At 69.9% G+C, this 15,335-nt stretch carries 15 protein-coding genes, 1 tRNA gene and 1 pseudogene; 9 read left to right on the top strand and 8 right to left on the bottom strand.

The annotated features are described in order from the left end of the window. Window positions 1-144: 144 nt before the first annotated feature. The gene (gene lysA, locus ACPA54_RS13480; protein WP_423529301.1) at window positions 145-1,467 is read left to right on the top strand and encodes a diaminopimelate decarboxylase; all 1,323 of its coding nucleotides are present in this window, start codon (window positions 145-147) and stop codon (window positions 1,465-1,467) included. Here lysA and ACPA54_RS13475 read toward each other — a convergent pair. Further along, window positions 1,464-1,895 (bottom strand): hypothetical protein, encoded by a 432-nt coding sequence (locus ACPA54_RS13475; protein WP_423529299.1) that lies wholly within the window; start codon window positions 1,893-1,895, stop codon window positions 1,464-1,466. The genes lysA and ACPA54_RS13475 overlap by 4 nt on opposite strands. Before the next feature lie 175 nt (window positions 1,896-2,070). Between ACPA54_RS13475 and ACPA54_RS13470 the strand changes: the two genes are divergently transcribed. From ACPA54_RS13470 to ACPA54_RS13460, 3 genes are all read left to right on the top strand, one after another. Beyond that, window positions 2,071-2,955, top strand: coding sequence for a LysR family transcriptional regulator (locus ACPA54_RS13470; protein WP_423529297.1), 885 nt, complete (start codon window positions 2,071-2,073; stop codon window positions 2,953-2,955). 141 nt (window positions 2,956-3,096) lie between these two features. Then, complete coding sequence (gene dmpI / locus ACPA54_RS13465; RefSeq protein WP_423529295.1) at window positions 3,097-3,279, top strand: 4-oxalocrotonate tautomerase DmpI; 183 nt, start codon at window positions 3,097-3,099, stop codon at window positions 3,277-3,279. Between the two features lie 464 nt (window positions 3,280-3,743). Next, window positions 3,744-4,124 carry a hypothetical protein gene (locus tag ACPA54_RS13460; protein WP_423529293.1) on the top strand — a complete coding sequence of 127 codons (381 nt, stop codon included), beginning with the start codon at window positions 3,744-3,746 and terminating at the stop codon, window positions 4,122-4,124. Between the two features lie 27 nt (window positions 4,125-4,151). On the opposite strand, the gene ACPA54_RS13455 is transcribed toward ACPA54_RS13460, so the two are convergent. Beyond that, window positions 4,152-4,592, bottom strand: a complete 441-nt coding sequence (locus tag ACPA54_RS13455) for a nucleoside deaminase (RefSeq protein WP_423529291.1) — start codon at window positions 4,590-4,592, stop codon at window positions 4,152-4,154. A gap of 206 nt (window positions 4,593-4,798) precedes the next feature. Beyond that, window positions 4,799-4,981 carry a hypothetical protein gene (locus tag ACPA54_RS13450; protein ID WP_423529289.1) on the bottom strand — a complete coding sequence of 61 codons (183 nt, stop codon included), beginning with the start codon at window positions 4,979-4,981 and terminating at the stop codon, window positions 4,799-4,801. A 348-nt stretch (window positions 4,982-5,329) separates the two neighbouring features. Between ACPA54_RS13450 and ACPA54_RS13445 the strand changes: the two genes are divergently transcribed. The 3 genes from ACPA54_RS13445 (at window position 5,330) to ACPA54_RS13435 (ending at window position 7,626) form a co-directional block, all read left to right on the top strand. Further along, window positions 5,330-5,890, top strand: a complete 561-nt coding sequence (locus tag ACPA54_RS13445) for an RNA polymerase sigma factor (protein ID WP_423529287.1) — start codon at window positions 5,330-5,332, stop codon at window positions 5,888-5,890. Further along, on the top strand, window positions 5,887-7,278 hold the full coding sequence (locus ACPA54_RS13440) for a hypothetical protein (protein WP_423529285.1): 1,392 nt from the start codon (window positions 5,887-5,889) through the stop codon (window positions 7,276-7,278). Before ACPA54_RS13445 ends, ACPA54_RS13440 begins: the two co-directional genes overlap by 4 nt. A 96-nt stretch (window positions 7,279-7,374) precedes the next feature. Next, window positions 7,375-7,626 (top strand): hypothetical protein, encoded by a 252-nt coding sequence (locus ACPA54_RS13435; RefSeq protein WP_423529283.1) that lies wholly within the window; start codon window positions 7,375-7,377, stop codon window positions 7,624-7,626. Window positions 7,627-7,817: 191 nt separating this feature from the next. Here the strand turns inward: ACPA54_RS13435 and ACPA54_RS13430 are convergent. Continuing rightward, window positions 7,818-8,676, bottom strand: a pseudogene (locus ACPA54_RS13430) (IS5 family transposase). A 532-nt stretch (window positions 8,677-9,208) separates the two neighbouring features. Next, a tRNA-Gly gene (locus ACPA54_RS13425) sits at window positions 9,209-9,279 on the bottom strand. A gap of 229 nt (window positions 9,280-9,508) precedes the next feature. On the opposite strand from ACPA54_RS13425, the gene dcd reads away from it, so the two are divergent. Further along, window positions 9,509-10,084, top strand: a complete 576-nt coding sequence (gene dcd / locus ACPA54_RS13420) for a dCTP deaminase (RefSeq protein ID WP_345674130.1) — start codon at window positions 9,509-9,511, stop codon at window positions 10,082-10,084. 72 nt (window positions 10,085-10,156) lie between these two features. After that, on the top strand, window positions 10,157-10,654 hold the full coding sequence (locus ACPA54_RS13415) for a phosphoribosyltransferase (RefSeq protein WP_423529280.1): 498 nt from the start codon (window positions 10,157-10,159) through the stop codon (window positions 10,652-10,654). 200 nt (window positions 10,655-10,854) lie between these two features. Here the strand turns inward: ACPA54_RS13415 and ACPA54_RS13410 are convergent, their stop codons facing one another. The 3 genes from ACPA54_RS13410 to ACPA54_RS13400 all read right to left on the bottom strand — a co-directional run bounded on the left by ACPA54_RS13410 (window position 10,855) and on the right by ACPA54_RS13400 (window position 15,227). After that, window positions 10,855-11,499 (bottom strand): bifunctional DNA primase/polymerase, encoded by a 645-nt coding sequence (locus ACPA54_RS13410; RefSeq protein ID WP_423529278.1) that lies wholly within the window; start codon window positions 11,497-11,499, stop codon window positions 10,855-10,857. Between the two features lie 197 nt (window positions 11,500-11,696). Further along, window positions 11,697-12,770 (bottom strand): Yip1 family protein, encoded by a 1,074-nt coding sequence (locus tag ACPA54_RS13405; RefSeq protein WP_423529276.1) that lies wholly within the window; start codon window positions 12,768-12,770, stop codon window positions 11,697-11,699. A gap of 195 nt (window positions 12,771-12,965) precedes the next feature. After that, the gene (locus tag ACPA54_RS13400) at window positions 12,966-15,227 is read right to left on the bottom strand and encodes a (Fe-S)-binding protein (protein ID WP_423529274.1); all 2,262 of its coding nucleotides are present in this window, start codon (window positions 15,225-15,227) and stop codon (window positions 12,966-12,968) included. Window positions 15,228-15,335: the final 108 nt, after the last annotated feature.

The following is a 15,335-nucleotide window of genomic DNA, read 5'->3' as shown; positions in this document are numbered from 1 at the left end:
CCGCATGGTGCACTCCCGACTCGACGGACTGTTGCGGCCGTCAAGTCTGGGAGGTCCATATTGACGATGTCAACGATGATCCGGAGTGCCCGGAGCGCGAGCATGGCAGGAGAGCAGGACGGATCAGAAGCACGAGGAGCACCGATGGCAGCGACGGAGACGCGGGCGGGCCGGGAACTGCTGGGGCTGTTCCCGCCCGGCACCACCCGGGACGGGAACGGCGGCCTGGTGATCGGCGGCGTGCCGGCGGGCGAACTCGCCGCGTCCTACGGCACCCCCGCGCTGATCCTCGACGAGGCGTCGGTCCGCGCCCGCGCCCGCCGGTACGCCGACGGCCTGGCCGCCCGTTGGCCGAACTCCCGTGTTGCCTTCGCCTCCAAGGCATTCCCCTGCACCGCCGTCATCCGGCTGCTCGCGGAGGAGGGCATCGGCATCGACGTGGCCGGCGGCGGCGAGCTGACCCTCGCCCTCGCCGCGGGCGCGGACCCGGACGGCCTCATCGTCCACGGCAACGCCAAGACCGAGGAGGAACTGCGCCTCACCGTCGACGCGGGCGCCGGGACGGTCGTCGTCGACAACTTCGACGACATCGACCGGCTGGAGAAGATCCTCGCCGGCACTTCGGCGGAGCAAGGCGTGCTGGTCCGGCTCACTCCCGGCATCCGCCCCGACACCCACGCGGCGGTGTCCACCGGCCAGAACGGCTCCAAGTTCGGCCTGCCCCTGCCGCAAGCCCGGGAGGCGATCGCGCGGCTGCGCGGCAGCGACCGGCTGCGGCTGGACGGCGTCCATGTGCACGTCGGGTCGCAGATCCTGGACCTCGCACCCTTCGCGCAGGCCGTCGAAGCGGTCGCTGAACTCGGCGAGTTCGCGGTCTACGACCTGGGCGGCGGCCTCGGCTCCCGCTACACGTACGCCGACCGGCCGCCCACGGTGGAGGCATACCTCGACGCCGTCACCGACGTCGCCCGACGCCTGCTGCCCGCCGACGCCCGCATCCTCCTCGAGCCGGGCCGCTCGCTGGTCGCCGAATCCGGCGTCTCGCTGTACCGGGTCGTCTCCGTCAAGCGCAGCGAAGGCCACACCTTCGTCGCCGTCGACGGCGGCATGGGCGACAACCTCGAAGTCTCCCTCTACCAGCAGCGCTTCGAGGCCGCCGTCGTCGGCCGCCCGACGGGTGAGGGCGAGCTGTGCCAATTGGTGGGCCGGCACTGCGAGTCCGGCGACACCCTCAGCTACGGCGTCCCGCTGGCGGACCCGCGCGTCGGCGACCTGATCGCCGTGCCGGTCACCGGCGCGTACACCTACGCGCTGAGCAACAACTACAACGGCGCGCGCCGCCCGCCGGTCGTCTTCGTCCGCGACGGCGAGCACCGCGCCGTGGTGCGCCGCGAAACGTACGCCGACCTGATGCGCCGGGATCTGCCGTACGCCGGGTCTGGTGGATCTACACCAGACAGGACCTAGGCGTCTTCCACGCCGAAGGGGGCGGCGTCCGGCGCCACCGAGATCCTCACGCCCGAGGTCGACCGGAACACGGCCTGGCTGCAGCCGACTTCGATCTCCGTGAAGGGGTTGGCGCACTCGAGGTACACGAGCCAGACGATTCCGCCGTCCGCAGCCAGTCTTCCGAAGAAGCCTTCACTGCCCCAAGAGCCTTCGCCGACACACAGGAACCCGCCGTCGGGGAGCGGCGAACGGGCGGTCGTCAGAACGTTGGTGACGTTCTCGGGCGACGATTCGAGCTGCACGCCCAGGTCGAACCGGGCGCCGACCCGCCCGCCGGACGGGGCGGCGGCGTCCACGGCGAAGTCATAGGCCCGTCCGTCGGCGAGGTACAGGCCGTCGCGGATGGGCAGCTGTTCCCGGGCCCAGAGGTCGGCAATAGCTGTCACGACTCACTATCCCCGCGTCCGCGTCCCTTTTTGCTTCCGCCTCTGTCGGACGCGCGGAGTGTATCCACGGGCGTAACGCGGCCGGTCGGATGCCTTCCCCGGGCCGACCGCCGCCTCGGCCGCGGCCTAGACTCATCACCATTCGTGATGAAGCAGTCGGCCGAAGGCAGAGCACATGGAACTGCGCCAGATCCGCTACTTCCTTGCGGTCGCGGAGGAGCTGCACTTCGGGCGGGCCGCGGAGCGGCTGCACATCGTCCAGCCGACCGTCAGCCAGCAGATCCGGCGGCTGGAACGCACGCTGGGGGTCGAGCTGTTCGACCGCAGCACGCGGAGCGTCACGCTGACGGCGTCCGGCGCCGCCTTCGTCCCCTACGCGCGCACCATCGTCGAGGCGGAACGCGCCGGGCGGGAGGCAATGGCCCGGTTCCGCGCGGACCAGGACGCGGCGCTCCGCGTCGGCACCAGCGTCGGCCTCGGCTCGCGCCTCGACCGCCTGCTCGCGGCCCTCGCGGAGAACAGCCCCGAGACCCCGGTCGAACTGGTCAGCTCCCCGCCCGCGACCCGCATGCGCCAGGTCCGCGACGGCGAGCTGGACGCGGCGTTCATCCGCGGTGTCGACGCCGTCCCCGGCCTCGACCTCGTGCCCGTCTGGCGGGACCGCCTCGTCGTCGCACTGCCCGCCAAGCACCCGCTCGCCCACCACGAGACGGTCGCGGTCGCCGACCTGGCCGGGCTGCCGCTGCGGATCGTCCCACGGGAGAAGAACCCGCACCTGGTCGACCTGATCCTCGGCCTGTGCCGCGACGCGGGCTTCGAACCGGTCGTCGGCCCGACGTTCACCACCGACCAGGACACCCTCGCCGCGGTCGGCTCCGGCCGGCCCAGCTGGACGGTGATGTACGCCACGAAGGTCGACCAACTGGCGGCCCGAAGCGTCGTCTTCCGCTCCTTCGCCGAGCCCGCACCGGCGATGCAGGCGTACCTGGCGGTACGCCCCGACGCCCAGGTCCGCCGCCTCGCCCCGCTCCTCGCCGCCTGCCACGCCCAGGCCGACTGAACCGGGCTACATTGATCATGATTCGTGATGAGTGTCATCGCGGACTGCGTCTGGGTCCGCGCCCCGATCTGCGATGGACTTCTTCCCGAAGCAACCCGGAACTCCCGGGACGCCGTCGGAACTCGGCACGAGGAGAAGACCATGCCTGTCATCACCGTTCAGCAGGGCCCGCGCAGCGTCGAACTCAAGCGCGAACTGGTCCGCAAGCTCACCGACGCGATGGTCGAGGCGTACCGGATCCCCGCCGAGGCCGTGCAGGTGTGGATCAACGAGACACCTACCGACAGCTGGGGGCAGGCGGGCACGCTGACGGCGGACAAGTAGTCGTGTTTCACCGGCCGGGGCCCGGCCCGGGATCGTGTCCTGTGCCGGGCTCGGGCCTCGGCGCCGATGTCGTCGCTGGTGCATGCGGGCCGACCGCCCGGCGCCGTCAGGCGAAGAACTCCACGAGAGCGGGACCCAGGACATCCGCGGCAACTTCGTACGTCTGATCGGCGAGCCTGACGGACCGCCCGTCGGCGGCCACGGCCGCAACCACGCGGGCCGGGGCGCGGAGGCTCTCCGGGCCGGCGCCACCGTCGAGGGCGAGGACCGGGACCGGGACCGGGTCCGGGGCACGTCCGCCATCCGCGCGGGGGCTGCCCGCTCCCGCGCCGCTGCCCGAGTCTCCCGGCAGGACTCCAACTCGACGGCCTGGAACCGGTTGTCCGCCAACGGGCATCCCAGTTCCGTGGCTCCCACCGTCAGCGGCTTAGCGGGAGCCGGTGGCCGACGAGGTGGGGGCAGCTGTGTCAATCGCGCGCAGGCTCAGGGGTGCCGTCGAACCAGGAATCCTGGTCGGCGGCGTCGGAGCGTTCGCGCTGAGTTACCTGCTCGCCAGGGCGTGGTCGACCTGCGACGTCGGCATCAACGACGCCGCCAATTCACTCGAGTTGCTGTTCGGGCTGCCCTGCCTCTGGGCCGTCAACACCACGATGTTCGTGATCGTCCACGCCGCACTCTCCGGCGAGACCCGAGGACGGCAGCTGCTCGCCCTCGCCGCCGGCACGGCCGCAGTTCTGGTCCTCGGCGTGGAACTCTTCGCCTGGCAGGGCACCCCCGGGACCTACCCCGACCCCATCTGCCCGGGCAACATCCCCCCGTGGTGGCCGTCGTGGATCCCGACGTGACCGGGCGACACCAGCAGCCTGCGGGGACTACTCCCCGATGTCCTCAAGCCACAGCTCGGGCCGGTCCGCAATGAACGCGGCCATCATCGCCACACACGCCTGATCGTCGAGGAGCGTCACGGCGACCCCGTTCTCGGCCAACCACTCGTGCCCGCCGACGAAGGTGCGCGCTTCCCCGACGACCACCGAGCCGATCCCGAACTGACGGACCAAGCCGCTGCAGAACCAGCACGGCGACAGCGTCGTCACCATCGTGCTGCCCGCATACGAACGCCTGCGCCCGGCATCCCGAAACGCCGCCGTCTCCGCATGCGCCGACGGATCCCCGTCCTGCACACGCCGATTGTGCCCCCGCCCCCAGACATCCCCCTCCGGCCCGATCAGCACAGCCCCGATCGGAATCCCCCCACCCGCCAGCCCCACCCGCGCCTCCTCAACCGCGAGCGCCAGCATCGCCTCCGGATCCATGCGGCCATGATGCCAGCCCCGGCCGCCGCGGCCCGGCTCGAGCGCAGCCGATCCGTAGGGGAGAGCAGCGCAACAGCCTGACGCTTACGGCCCTTGGCGCATCCCTGGCGGCCCGCGGATGGCGACGGCCGCCAGCGTGCGTTCACCCGCCGCCGGGCAGGACCCTCGGCCGATGCGGCATCGCGCGCTCGAGTGGAAGTCCGTACTCACCGGTAGGCGCCCAACGCGGTGAAGTACAGCGCCAACACGCTGACGGCCGCGCTGCCGCCGTACAGCAGCGCGTTCGCACCATGGGCGCCGGTGCGCTGCTTGAGGATGAACACAAGCAGCGCGCAGACGGTCGCCGCGAGGACGGCGGCGAGCAGCATGACGGCGTGCAGAACGCTCACGGGATGCTCCAGATACTGAAGTGGCTGATGTTGCCAACAGGAGCCCTGGAGCGACCGAATCGGGTTACAGCGGCAAACGGCGTCGGGACCGGATTCCCACGCTGCCACACCACGCGGCGCGGCAGCGCGGGGAGGGCCGGCAGGGGCCCAGAAGAAATCTTGAAACTCGCTGTAACCCGATCTCCTCCTCCGCGCCCTCCTAGGGATGGCGAGGCAACATCGGCGAGCGAGTCAGGAGGCCCGGTAGGTGCATCACGAGTCTGCGGAGCAGGACAGGGCGGTGTGCGACGACCTGCCGGACCGCCCCGAAACCTTTGTCGTTTCGGCGCATGCCCGGCGGTGCCCGTGGTGACCCCGCAGTACACCCCGCTGCCGGACACCGCACCGGATCCGCCCGCGCCCGCCGCCGTCGACGGACTCGCTCTGCTCGCCGACCGTTATGGCCAAGACATCCCCGACACGGTGGCATACCTCAAGCGCGCCTTTCCCGACCTGGCCGCGGAAGCCGAAGACATCGCCCACGACGCGCTCCTCGCCGTGCGCAAGAAGATCGTCGACGCCGCCAACCCGAGGGCCTACCTGCGCAAGGCCGCCCACAACCTCGCCCTCAAGGCCGTGTTGAAGCGCAACGGGCGGGTGCTGCTCGCCGACGACGACACCGGCCTGCACACGGTGGCTTCGGATGACCCAGCCGCGGAAGCCGCCTGGAGGGTGACCTTCGAGCAGTTGCTCGCGACCCTGACGCCCCGGGAACGCACCGTCGCGGTCTACCAGATCATCGAGGGCCTGGGACCCAAGGAGATCGCGGAGCGGATGGGCATTGCCGAAGGCTCGGTCAAGAGTCTGCAGCACCGGATCAGGGCGAACGCCAGGGGCATCTCCGGAAACCGGAAGGGGGGAGTGGCATGACGACGCGTGGACCGGACTACTTCGACGAGCAAATTCCTCCGCGTCGCGCCGCCCCGGTTCCGGTCTCCGACGAATTGGGCGGGTTCCTCGACCATGCGGGAGAGGGCTTCGACCCGGCGGCGGAGCAATTGACCCGGATCCAGGCCCTGACCGGCGCCGCCGCGCCGGTCAGGGCCTGCCCCGGCCGAGAACAAGACGACCTCGATGGGGGGCTCGACGTGGACGACGACGGCCTGCTGGCCATCCTCAAGGCAAAGGCCGCACGCGCCGAACAGGACCCTGACTACGCCGCGGACCTGGAGGAAGCGGCACTCGCCGCGCTGGAGGACGACTGGATCCCGGGCGAGTTCGAGGACCTTCCCGAACTTCACGCCGACGCGACGGACTTCATGTCCTGCTCGGAGCTCTGCGCTGACGAGGGGGATTTCCACCACCTACCGGAACCCCTCGCTGACAAGCCTGACCACAGCGCGGCGCCGGATGCCCCGAGCGCTTCGGAACGCGGCGTGAAGCGCTTCGTCGCCACCGAGCGAGAGCGAAGGCACTCCTGGCGCTCGTTCATGGACGAAATCGGATCGGCCGCCCTCGACAGCGCGAGCACGAAGCGATGGGAAGACCGCCGGTGTGGGGTGGAATTCTGGGCGACGCTCGACGAATCACTTCTGCGCTTCGCCGCGGACGACGGAGACGCCGATGCGGCCGCCTACCTGGGAAACCTCTACGAACGCCGTTACGACGCCGAAGGCGCGATGACCTGGTACCTGCAGTCCCATTACGGTGGCAGCGAGCTGGGGACCGTCGCACTGGTGCGCATCGTCTACGACCGAGGCGGACAAGACACCGCCGCCGCATTGCTCGCGTCGGTCTGGAAGACAGACACAGCAGCCATCAGCGCGGTCTTTGCCTCGTTGTCGGCCGCTCCCGGTTCGTCGTCCAGCGCTCGGCGTCCACGCTGCGTCGACGGTTCACCGCCTTCCGTGGCATCGGCACACCTCATCGTCGACAAGATCCGTTCCGGACTGCGCCAGATCCCCCCGCGACTCCCCGCCGACTCCTTCGACGCAGACGTGTGCCGCCGCGCCAAAGCAAAGATTCTCCTCTGGACACCGAGCCACCGCCCGGACGAGACCAGTCCTGACCCCGGCCTCGGCCGGCACTCGGAGCCTTTGACCCGCCTGGCAGGACGGTTGAGCCCCTCAACCCTCAACGCCTGGTCCGACGAGAGCGGCGCTGACACGAACCCCGGCCCCAAAGGCCGCCGACGCCGCCTCTCCGACGACCTGAGGAACCTCGAAGCCATGTGGTCCCTGCCGGAACACGCTCGAGAGCCGAGGCAGCCCGGGGCGGCCGGCAGCCGACCGGAGCTTTGTGGAACGGCGGACGAATGACGATTCGGCGAGATGGCGAACGGCGGTTGGGACTGGGGCATCGGCAACGGCTGGCCCGCTTCCGGCATGACCTGACGCATCGATTGAGGGAACACGATGTCGGAAGTCGGCGAGTGGGATGGCCCGTTCTATCTGGCACGTCGTGACGGCTATGAGATCGGCTGCCTCCTGGACCGCTGGCGCGGGAGCGGCGAGTGCTTGGACGGCGGCCACTTCTGGGTCTCGGACGGGCTGATCGTGCGCGAGCCCGGCCTTCCCGCCATGGTGCGCGTCATCGATCATCTGGTGGAGACCGGCGAGTACACCTCTGTCCTGCAACGCCTGGGACCAGAGGCCTGCGAGGAATGAGTGGATGAGCCCTGCCAGGCCCGACTCTAACGGGCCGACCACCCCCCAGATGCAGGCCGCGGCCAGAGGTGTCGCCACGACCGACGCGGGCGCCGAACCACCTTGGCAGCGTCGGCGACCGCCCAACACACAACGCTCGCAGCATGGCGATGCCAAAGCACTGATCGAGATGTGTGTCCTAGGTTCTGTCTTCAATGTGGTCGGAGCCAGAGGAGTGTTGCGGCGAGGGTGATGCCTGCTTCGTAGGAGACGGCGGTTTTGTCGTAGCGGGTGGCGATGCCGCGGAAGTGCTTGAGCTTGTTGAAAAGCAGCGTTCGACGACGTTGCGGCGGCGGTAGGCGTGTGGGTCGAAGCGGCAGGGCGGTTCGCCGCGGCGGATGCGTCCGTTCAGTTGGTCGATCCGTTCGGGGATGGTGTGCTTGATGCCGCGTCGGCGCAGGTAGGCGCGGATGGTCCGGGAGCTGTAGCCCTTGTCCGCGACCACCCGGTCCGGTCGGGTGCGTGGGCGGCCCGGCCCTCGTCGTGCGACGCGGATGCGCTCCATGACGTTCTCGAACTGGGTGCAGTCGTTGCGTTGTCCGCCGGTCAGGACGAACGCGAGGGGCCGTCCTTTGCCGTCGACGGCGAGGTGGAGCTTGGTGGTCAGTCCTCCTCGGGATCGGCCGAGGGCGTGATCTGCCGGTTCGTCCCCCGGCCGGTCCCCCTTTTCGCGCCGGCGGCGTGCTGGTGCGCGGGCACCAGGGTGGAGTCGACCGCGACCAGCCAGTCCACGTCCGCGGTCGTCTGCCGGTCGGCCTGGACCGCGGCGAGCATGCGCGTGAGCGTGCCGTCCAGCGCCCACCTGCGGAAACGGGTGTAGACGGACTGCCAGGGCCCGTACCGTGCGGGCACGTCACGCCACGCGCTGCCCGCACGGATCTTCCACACGATCCCGTTCAGGACCCGCCGGTCGTCCAGCCGCGGCCGCCCCTTCGGCGGCCGCGGCAACCACGGCTCCATCAACAACCACTCGTCGTCCGTCAGTTCATAACGCCGAATCACGACAGCCATGATCCCGCGTCACCGCTTTGAAGACACGCCCTAGGGGCGTTCGGTGAGCACGCACAGCTGTCGCCATGGATGCATGACGAACAGCGCTATCTAGACATGCTCAAACGGGAACGACGGCACTACGCGTGGGTATTGCGCCGCTGTGCCGATTACCCGCCGGAGCTTGCAGAGCGTGCCGCCAAAGACTTCTACGACTGGGAGCCGGCGGATGATCCCCACCTTGGTTGGTCGTCTACGACGAAGCAGGGCATTGGGCGCTTAGACGACCTTCGGCGTCCACTACGATCGCCGCCCGACCTGCACCTCGCCTGCGACGAGTACTGCGCTCTGGAGTGACCGGCGTGCCCATGCCATCCGCCGGAATCACGATGAACGGGCACGGCTCCCTGTGGTCGGCGCATCCCCACCACGAAACCCCCTCTTGGGCATACCGGGGACCGGGTGGCCTCGGAGTCCACGAAGGGCACGAGATGCTTCGACAGGTCCAGACAACAAACAAGGCCCGGGTCGATGACCTGGGCCTTGATACGGGAGCGGGTGACGAGAATCGAACTCGCGCTCTGAGCTTGGGAAGCTCATGTTCTACCATTAAACTACACCCGCATTGTCGCTGGTCCCTGAGGGGAGCGACGGTGTCACTGTACCTGATTCGGGAGAGTGGGTGCAGCAAGGTTTGCGGCGTCGGCGGGGGTCGTGGTGCCGCGGTGGGTGGGTGGAGTGGCGCGTTCGGTGCGCCGTTTGGTGGCCAGACGGGGTGACTCGCGCGTGGTGAAGGTGCCTCGCCCGGGGAGTCCCGTTTGGGTGTATCGGCTGCGGCGACTACCCTCTTTGCGTGCTGCTTTCGGACAAGGATATTCGCGCGGAGATCGACGCCGGTCGGGTGGGGATCGACCCGTTTGAACCGGAGATGGTCCAGCCGTCGAGTGTCGACGTCCGGCTTGACCGGTTCTTCAGGGTTTTCGAGAACCACCGGTACCCGCACATCGACCCTGCGGTGGAACAGCCGGATCTGACCCGGCTGGTGGAGCCCGAGGGGGATGAGCCGTTCATCCTGCATCCGGGTGAGTTCGTGCTGGCGTCGACGTACGAGGTCATCACGCTGCCGGACGACGTGGCCAGCCGGCTCGAGGGGAAGAGTTCGCTGGGGCGGCTGGGGCTGCTGACGCACTCGACGGCCGGGTTCATCGACCCGGGGTTCTCCGGGCATGTGACGCTGGAGCTGTCGAACGTCGCCACGTTGCCGATCAAGCTGTGGCCGGGGATGAAGATCGGGCAGCTGTGCCTGTTCCGGCTCTCGTCGCCGTCCGAGTTCCCGTACGGTTCGTCCGTGTACGGCTCGCGGTACCAGGGCCAGCGCGGTCCGACGGCGTCGCGGTCGTTCCAGAACTTCCACCGTTCGAAGATCTGAGTCCCGCAGGCCCCGCCCCGATCATCCAGCCCTGATCATCTCGTCCCGATCACCTAGTTAGGCCACCCCGACATGACCGACGTGCGCGAGAACCTCACCTGGGAGCTGCTCGGGGACGCCACCCGCGAGCTGGCCGAGAAGGTCGCCGAGGACGGTTACGAGCCGGACATCATCCTGTCCATCGCCCGCGGCGGGGTGTTCGCGGCCGGGGCGCTGGCGTACGCGCTCGACTGCAAGAACCTGCACCTGGTGAACGTGGAGTTCTACACCGGCGTCGGCACCACGCTCGAGATGCCGATCATGCTCGCTCCGGTGCCGAACATCATCGACTTCACGGACAAGAAGGTCCTGGTCGCGGACGACGTCGCGGATACCGGGAAGACGCTGAAGCTGGTGCGCGACTTCTGCGAAGGCGCGGTCGCCGACGTGCGCTGTGCGGTGATCTACGAGAAGCCGCAGTCGTCGGTGAAGTGCGAGTACGTCTGGAAGTACACCGAAGACTGGATCAACTTTCCCTGGTCGGTACTGCCCCCGGTGGTCAGCCGCGAGGGCCAGGTCCTCGACGCCTGACGCCTGACGCCTGAGGGTCCGAGGCCCTCAACACCCCAAGCCCCGCCAACCCGATCCGGGCAGGCGGGGCTTCGGTGTTCCGCGTCGGCGGCCCCGGGAGGCAGGGCCGGCCGGCGCTCATTCCGCTCCGGGGAGCCCCGGCGGTGAGGCCGGGCGGGCGGCCGCGGGGGCGGACTCCCGGGCGGGTGGGGAGGGTTCCGTCAACCACTCACCTCCTCCCGCGGGCACAGCGGGAACGCCGGCGCTCTGCCGTGCAGGCAGGCCCGGACCAGCGTTCCCAGCAGGTCGACCGCTTCGGGGAGCCGCCGCTCGGCGGGGTCCGGCGCGATGGCCCACCGCGGTTCCGGGCCGGCCGCCCCGGGGCCCGAGGGGGCCGGGACGACGTGGCCGGAGCCGTGGTGCCGGATGTCGAGGCGGGCGGCGTCGTTGTGGTCCACCGTGTACCAGTACACGTCGCGTGCGCCGGGGCGGACCAGGAACAGCAGCCGGTCGGACGGCAGGTGCACCACCGGGCCCGGGGGGAAGCCGAGTTCGTCGAGGTCGCGGATCGCCGCGTAGCCGACCGGCGCCGGGGTGTCCAGGACGTCGAACTCGTGGCCGGTGGCGAGGAGCACCGTGTACGGGCGGCGGCTCCACCAGGCGCGGACCACGTCCGCGGACCGGCTGGCCGCGCCGGGCCCCGCCGGATCGGCGGGGTGCGCGCCCGGCGCGGGGCAGTGGGGGGACCGGCACGAGCAGCCGTCGTCGTCGACGTACGCGCCGCGGAGGACAGGCCAGCCACGGTCGGTCGCGTAGAACAGGGCGGCGGCTTGGAGAGCCGTCCGGGTGCGGGTCCGCAGGAGCATGAGAGGTCCTTTAAGCGCGGGCGCCTTTCCCGGCGCCGGCCTCGGTGGTGTGCTGTCCCCGTGTACTCCACGAAACCGCGTGGGGCTTGGTGGCGGGAAGATCCATCCGAGGGCCGTGTGGGACCGCTTGCGGACCGGGTGGTCCGGTGGTGGTCCGGTTCGCGGCGGGGGCCGCCGTCACACCACCGGACCTTGGCTTACCCCGCGATCGGCAGCTTCAGCACCAGCAGCAACGCGATCAGCTGCACCGACACCGCCCCGAACGCGCGCGGCCACGGCAGTTCGTGCACGCTCCGGGCCGTCGCGGCGAGCAGCCACGCGGTGAGCACGAACGACAGCAGTCCGACCCCGACCACCAGCGGGCTTCCGTCGCGCGCGAACAGCGCGACCACCAGCCGCGGCGCGTCGGTCAGCCACGTCACGAGCATCGCCAGGGTGATGAACGGTCCGGCTTCGCCGTTCCCGCCGAACGTCTGCGCGAGCATGTTCGACACCCACCCGAGCACCGCGCAGAACGCGGGCACGAGCAGCGCCGTCATCAGCAGCGCCGGCACGCTCGTGCTGAGCGTCGACGTCACGACCTCGTCGCGTGCCTTGTCGTTGGCGACCATGGCGAGTATTCCGCCGATGGCCGCGATCGCCAGCGCGGACCACCAGAACGCCTGGTCGCGCGCGGCGTCCAGCGTCGCCATCGGCCGGCTGATCAGCCCCTGCAGGACTTCCTGCCGGGTGAGTCGCCGCGCGGGCGGCGCGTACACCGGCGGCGCCGGCTGATACGGCCGGCCGCCCTGGTACACCGTGCTGCTCTGTCCGCTGCCGGGCCCGCCGGCCTGCGGGGTCACCTGCGTGTACCCGTCCGGCACTTGGCCGTAGATGTACAGGCTGGTCTCGTCCGGCAGCGACAGCGGCCCGCCGGGGTAGGCACCGTCGCCTTGCGACCCCTGCCCGCCTTGCCCGCCCTGGCCGCCTTGCCCGCCGGGATAGCCCCCCTGCTGAGCCCCGTACCCCTGCTGCCCGCCGTGCGGCGGCCCGCCGTGCGGCGGCCCGCCCTGCTGCGGCCCGCCGTGCTGCGGCCCGCCGTGCTGGGGCCCGCCGTACTGCTGCCCCCCGTGCTGCGGCCCGCCGTAAGGTGCCCCGTCGCCCTGCTGCTGCCGGTACGGGTCCTGTCCCTGTTGCCCATACTGCTCACCCGGGTATCCGCCCGGGTACCCGCCGCCCCCGCCGGGGTAGCCGCCCCCGTCCGGGCGGCCGCCGTAGTAGTCGCCGCTCACACCCTTGACGGTACCGGGTCGCACGGCGGCCGGTGTCGCCGTAGGACTGGCGTATTGCCGCGAACGGATCGGCAGCAGCCCGGCGGACCCGCCACCGGCAGCCACCTCCCGACCACCCACCCGACGACAAGCGGCGGTGGCCCGGATTTCCGGACCACCGCCGCCGACACATCCGTCAAGCAGGCAACCGCGGGTCTACTCCGCCGGCACCTCGGCCGCTTCCACCGCCGGGCCGCCGGCCATCTCCGGCACCTTCACCGACTGCAGCAGCAGCTGCGACACGTCCACGACCTGCGTGGACTCCTTCGCCTGCCCGGTCTGCTTCTTGCCCGTCACCGAGTCCGACAGCATCACGAGACAGAACGGGCACGCCGTCGACACGATGTCCGGGTCGAGCGACAGCGCCTCGTCGACACGCTCGTTGTTGATGCGCTTGCCGATGCGCTCTTCCATCCACATGCGCGCGCCGCCGGCGCCGCAGCAGAAGCCGCGCTCCTTGTGCCGGTGCATCTCCTCGTTCCGGAGCCCGGGCACCTTGGCGATGATCTCGCGCGGCGGCGTGTAGATCTTGTTGTGCCGCCCCAGGTAGCACGGGTCGTGGTACGTGATGAGCCCCTCGACCGGGCCCACCGGCACGAGCTTGCCTTCGTCCACCAGGTGCTGCAGCAGCTGCGTGTGGTGGATGACCTCGAAGTGCCCGCCGAGCTGCGGGTACTCGTTGGCGATCGTGTTGAAGCAGTGCGGACAGGTCGTCACGATCCGCTTCTTCGACGCCGGGAGCTTCGTGGCCTCGTCCTCGTCGTCCTCGCCGAACGCCATGTTCAGCGTCGCGACGTTCTGCGCCCCGAGCATCTGGAACAGGAACTCGTTGCCCAGACGCCGCGCGGAGTCACCGGTGCAGGACTCCTCCTTGCCGAGGATCGCGAACTTCACGTCCGCGATGTGCAGCAGCTCGGCGAACGCCTTCGTCGTCTTCTTGGCCCGGTCTTCCAGGGCGCCCGCGCAGCCGACCCAGTACAGGTACTCGACCTCGGCCGGGTCGATGTCCTCGCCCATGATCGGGACCTGGATGCCGGTGGACTTCTTGAGTTCCTTGACCCAGTCGAGGCGCGCCTTGGGCGCGAGGCCCCACGGGTTGCCCTTGTTCTCCAGGCCCTTGAGCATCGTGGCGGCCTCGGACGGGAACGCCGACTCGATCAGCACCTGGTAGCGCCGCATGTCGACGATGTGGTCGACGTGCTCGATGTCGACCGGGCACTGCTCGACGCACGCGCCGCACGTCGTGCACGACCACAGCACGTCCGGGTCGATGATGCCGCCGTCTTCGGCGCTGCCGATGAGCGGGCGCTCGGCCTCGGCGAGTGCCGCGGCCGGGACCTTCGCGAGCTGGTCGGCGCTGCCCTTCTCGTCGCCGCCGAGGTCCTTGCCGCCGCCGGCCAGGAGGTACGGCGCCTTCGCGAACGCGTGCTCGCGGAGCGACATGATGAGCAGCTTCGGGGACAGCGGCTTGCCGGTGTTCCAGGCGGGGCACTGCGACTGGCAGCGGCCGCACTCGGTGCAGGTGGCGAAGTCGAGGAGGCCCTTCCAGGAGAAGTGCTCGACCTGGCCGACGCCGAAGATGTCGTCGTCCTTGGGGTCCTCGAAGTCGATCGGCTGACCGCCGGAGGTCATCGGCTGCAGCGGGCCGAGAGCGACGGCGCCGCTCGCCTCGCGCTTGAAGTAGATGTTGAAGAACGCGGTGAACCGGTGCCACGCCACACCCATCGACGGGTTGACGCCGATGGTGGTGGCCCACGCCATCGAGATGACGATCTTGACCAGCGCGACCGTGTACACGAGCGTCTCGAGCGTGTCGACCGACAGCCCGTCGAACGCCTTGATCAGCGGGTACGAGACCAGGTAGTGCGCGTCCCACGAGTCGATGCCGCGCAGCGCGCCTTCGAGCCCGCGCAGCAGCATGATGCAGATGCCGACTCCGAGCACGACGCCTTCGACGAAGTACGCCTGCCAGAACGTGGAGCCCGCGAACCGCGACTTGCGGCCGGCCAGGCGCGGGTGGCTGGCCTGGCGGATGCCGATGAGGACGAGGATGGCCAGGACCGTCATGAAGCCGAGGACTTCCTCGACGACGTTCCAGACGACCCAGTGCCCGATGAAGGGGATGGCGAATTCGGCGTCGAAGAGCTGGCCGTACGCGGTGACGAGGGTGAGGACCAGGGCCCCGAACCCGACCATGACGAACCAGTGGGCCGCGCCGACGATGCCCCACTTGAGCATCCGGGTGTGGCCGAGGATCTCGGTCAGCATGTTGGCCAGGCGCTTGCCGGCGGGGCCGGTGCGGCCGGGAACCGGTTGCCCGAGTCTGGCGTACTGATAGATGTACACGGCGGCGCGCCCGAGCAGGGCGAAGCCGACCACGCTGATGACCAGCGCTATGACGATGGCGGCGAGCTGCATCGCGGTTCTGCTCCTCCGGTGGGACGTCCCTTCCGGGGCGTGTATCGGCCGTCAGCGTACGGCCGTGCAGGGATCTTACCGACAAGTAACTTATCCGCTGAACGGATG

The sequence above is a fragment of the Uniformispora flossi genome, assembly GCF_049534875.1.
In the GTDB taxonomy this organism is placed as follows: Bacteria; Actinomycetota; Actinomycetes; order Streptomycetales; family Streptomycetaceae; genus Yinghuangia; species Yinghuangia aomiensis.
Note: the sequence above shows the minus strand (reverse complement) of the source record. Positions and strands in the feature narration are given on the sequence as shown.

Coding starts and splice junctions, on each gene's coding strand:
- ACPA54_RS13440 (WP_423529285.1), top strand. CDS start 5,887: ATGACGACGCGTGGACCGGACTACTTCGACGAGCAAATTCCTCCGCGT.
- ACPA54_RS13415 (WP_423529280.1), top strand. CDS start 10,157: ATGACCGACGTGCGCGAGAACCTCACCTGGGAGCTGCTCGGGGACGCC.
- lysA (WP_423529301.1), top strand. CDS start 145: ATGGCAGCGACGGAGACGCGGGCGGGCCGGGAACTGCTGGGGCTGTTC.
- ACPA54_RS13400 (WP_423529274.1), bottom strand. CDS start 15,227: ATGCAGCTCGCCGCCATCGTCATAGCGCTGGTCATCAGCGTGGTCGGC.
- ACPA54_RS13435 (WP_423529283.1), top strand. CDS start 7,375: ATGTCGGAAGTCGGCGAGTGGGATGGCCCGTTCTATCTGGCACGTCGT.
- ACPA54_RS13410 (WP_423529278.1), bottom strand. CDS start 11,499: ATGCTCCTGCGGACCCGCACCCGGACGGCTCTCCAAGCCGCCGCCCTG.
- ACPA54_RS13455 (WP_423529291.1), bottom strand. CDS start 4,592: ATGGATCCGGAGGCGATGCTGGCGCTCGCGGTTGAGGAGGCGCGGGTG.
- ACPA54_RS13470 (WP_423529297.1), top strand. CDS start 2,071: ATGGAACTGCGCCAGATCCGCTACTTCCTTGCGGTCGCGGAGGAGCTG.
- dmpI (WP_423529295.1), top strand. CDS start 3,097: ATGCCTGTCATCACCGTTCAGCAGGGCCCGCGCAGCGTCGAACTCAAG.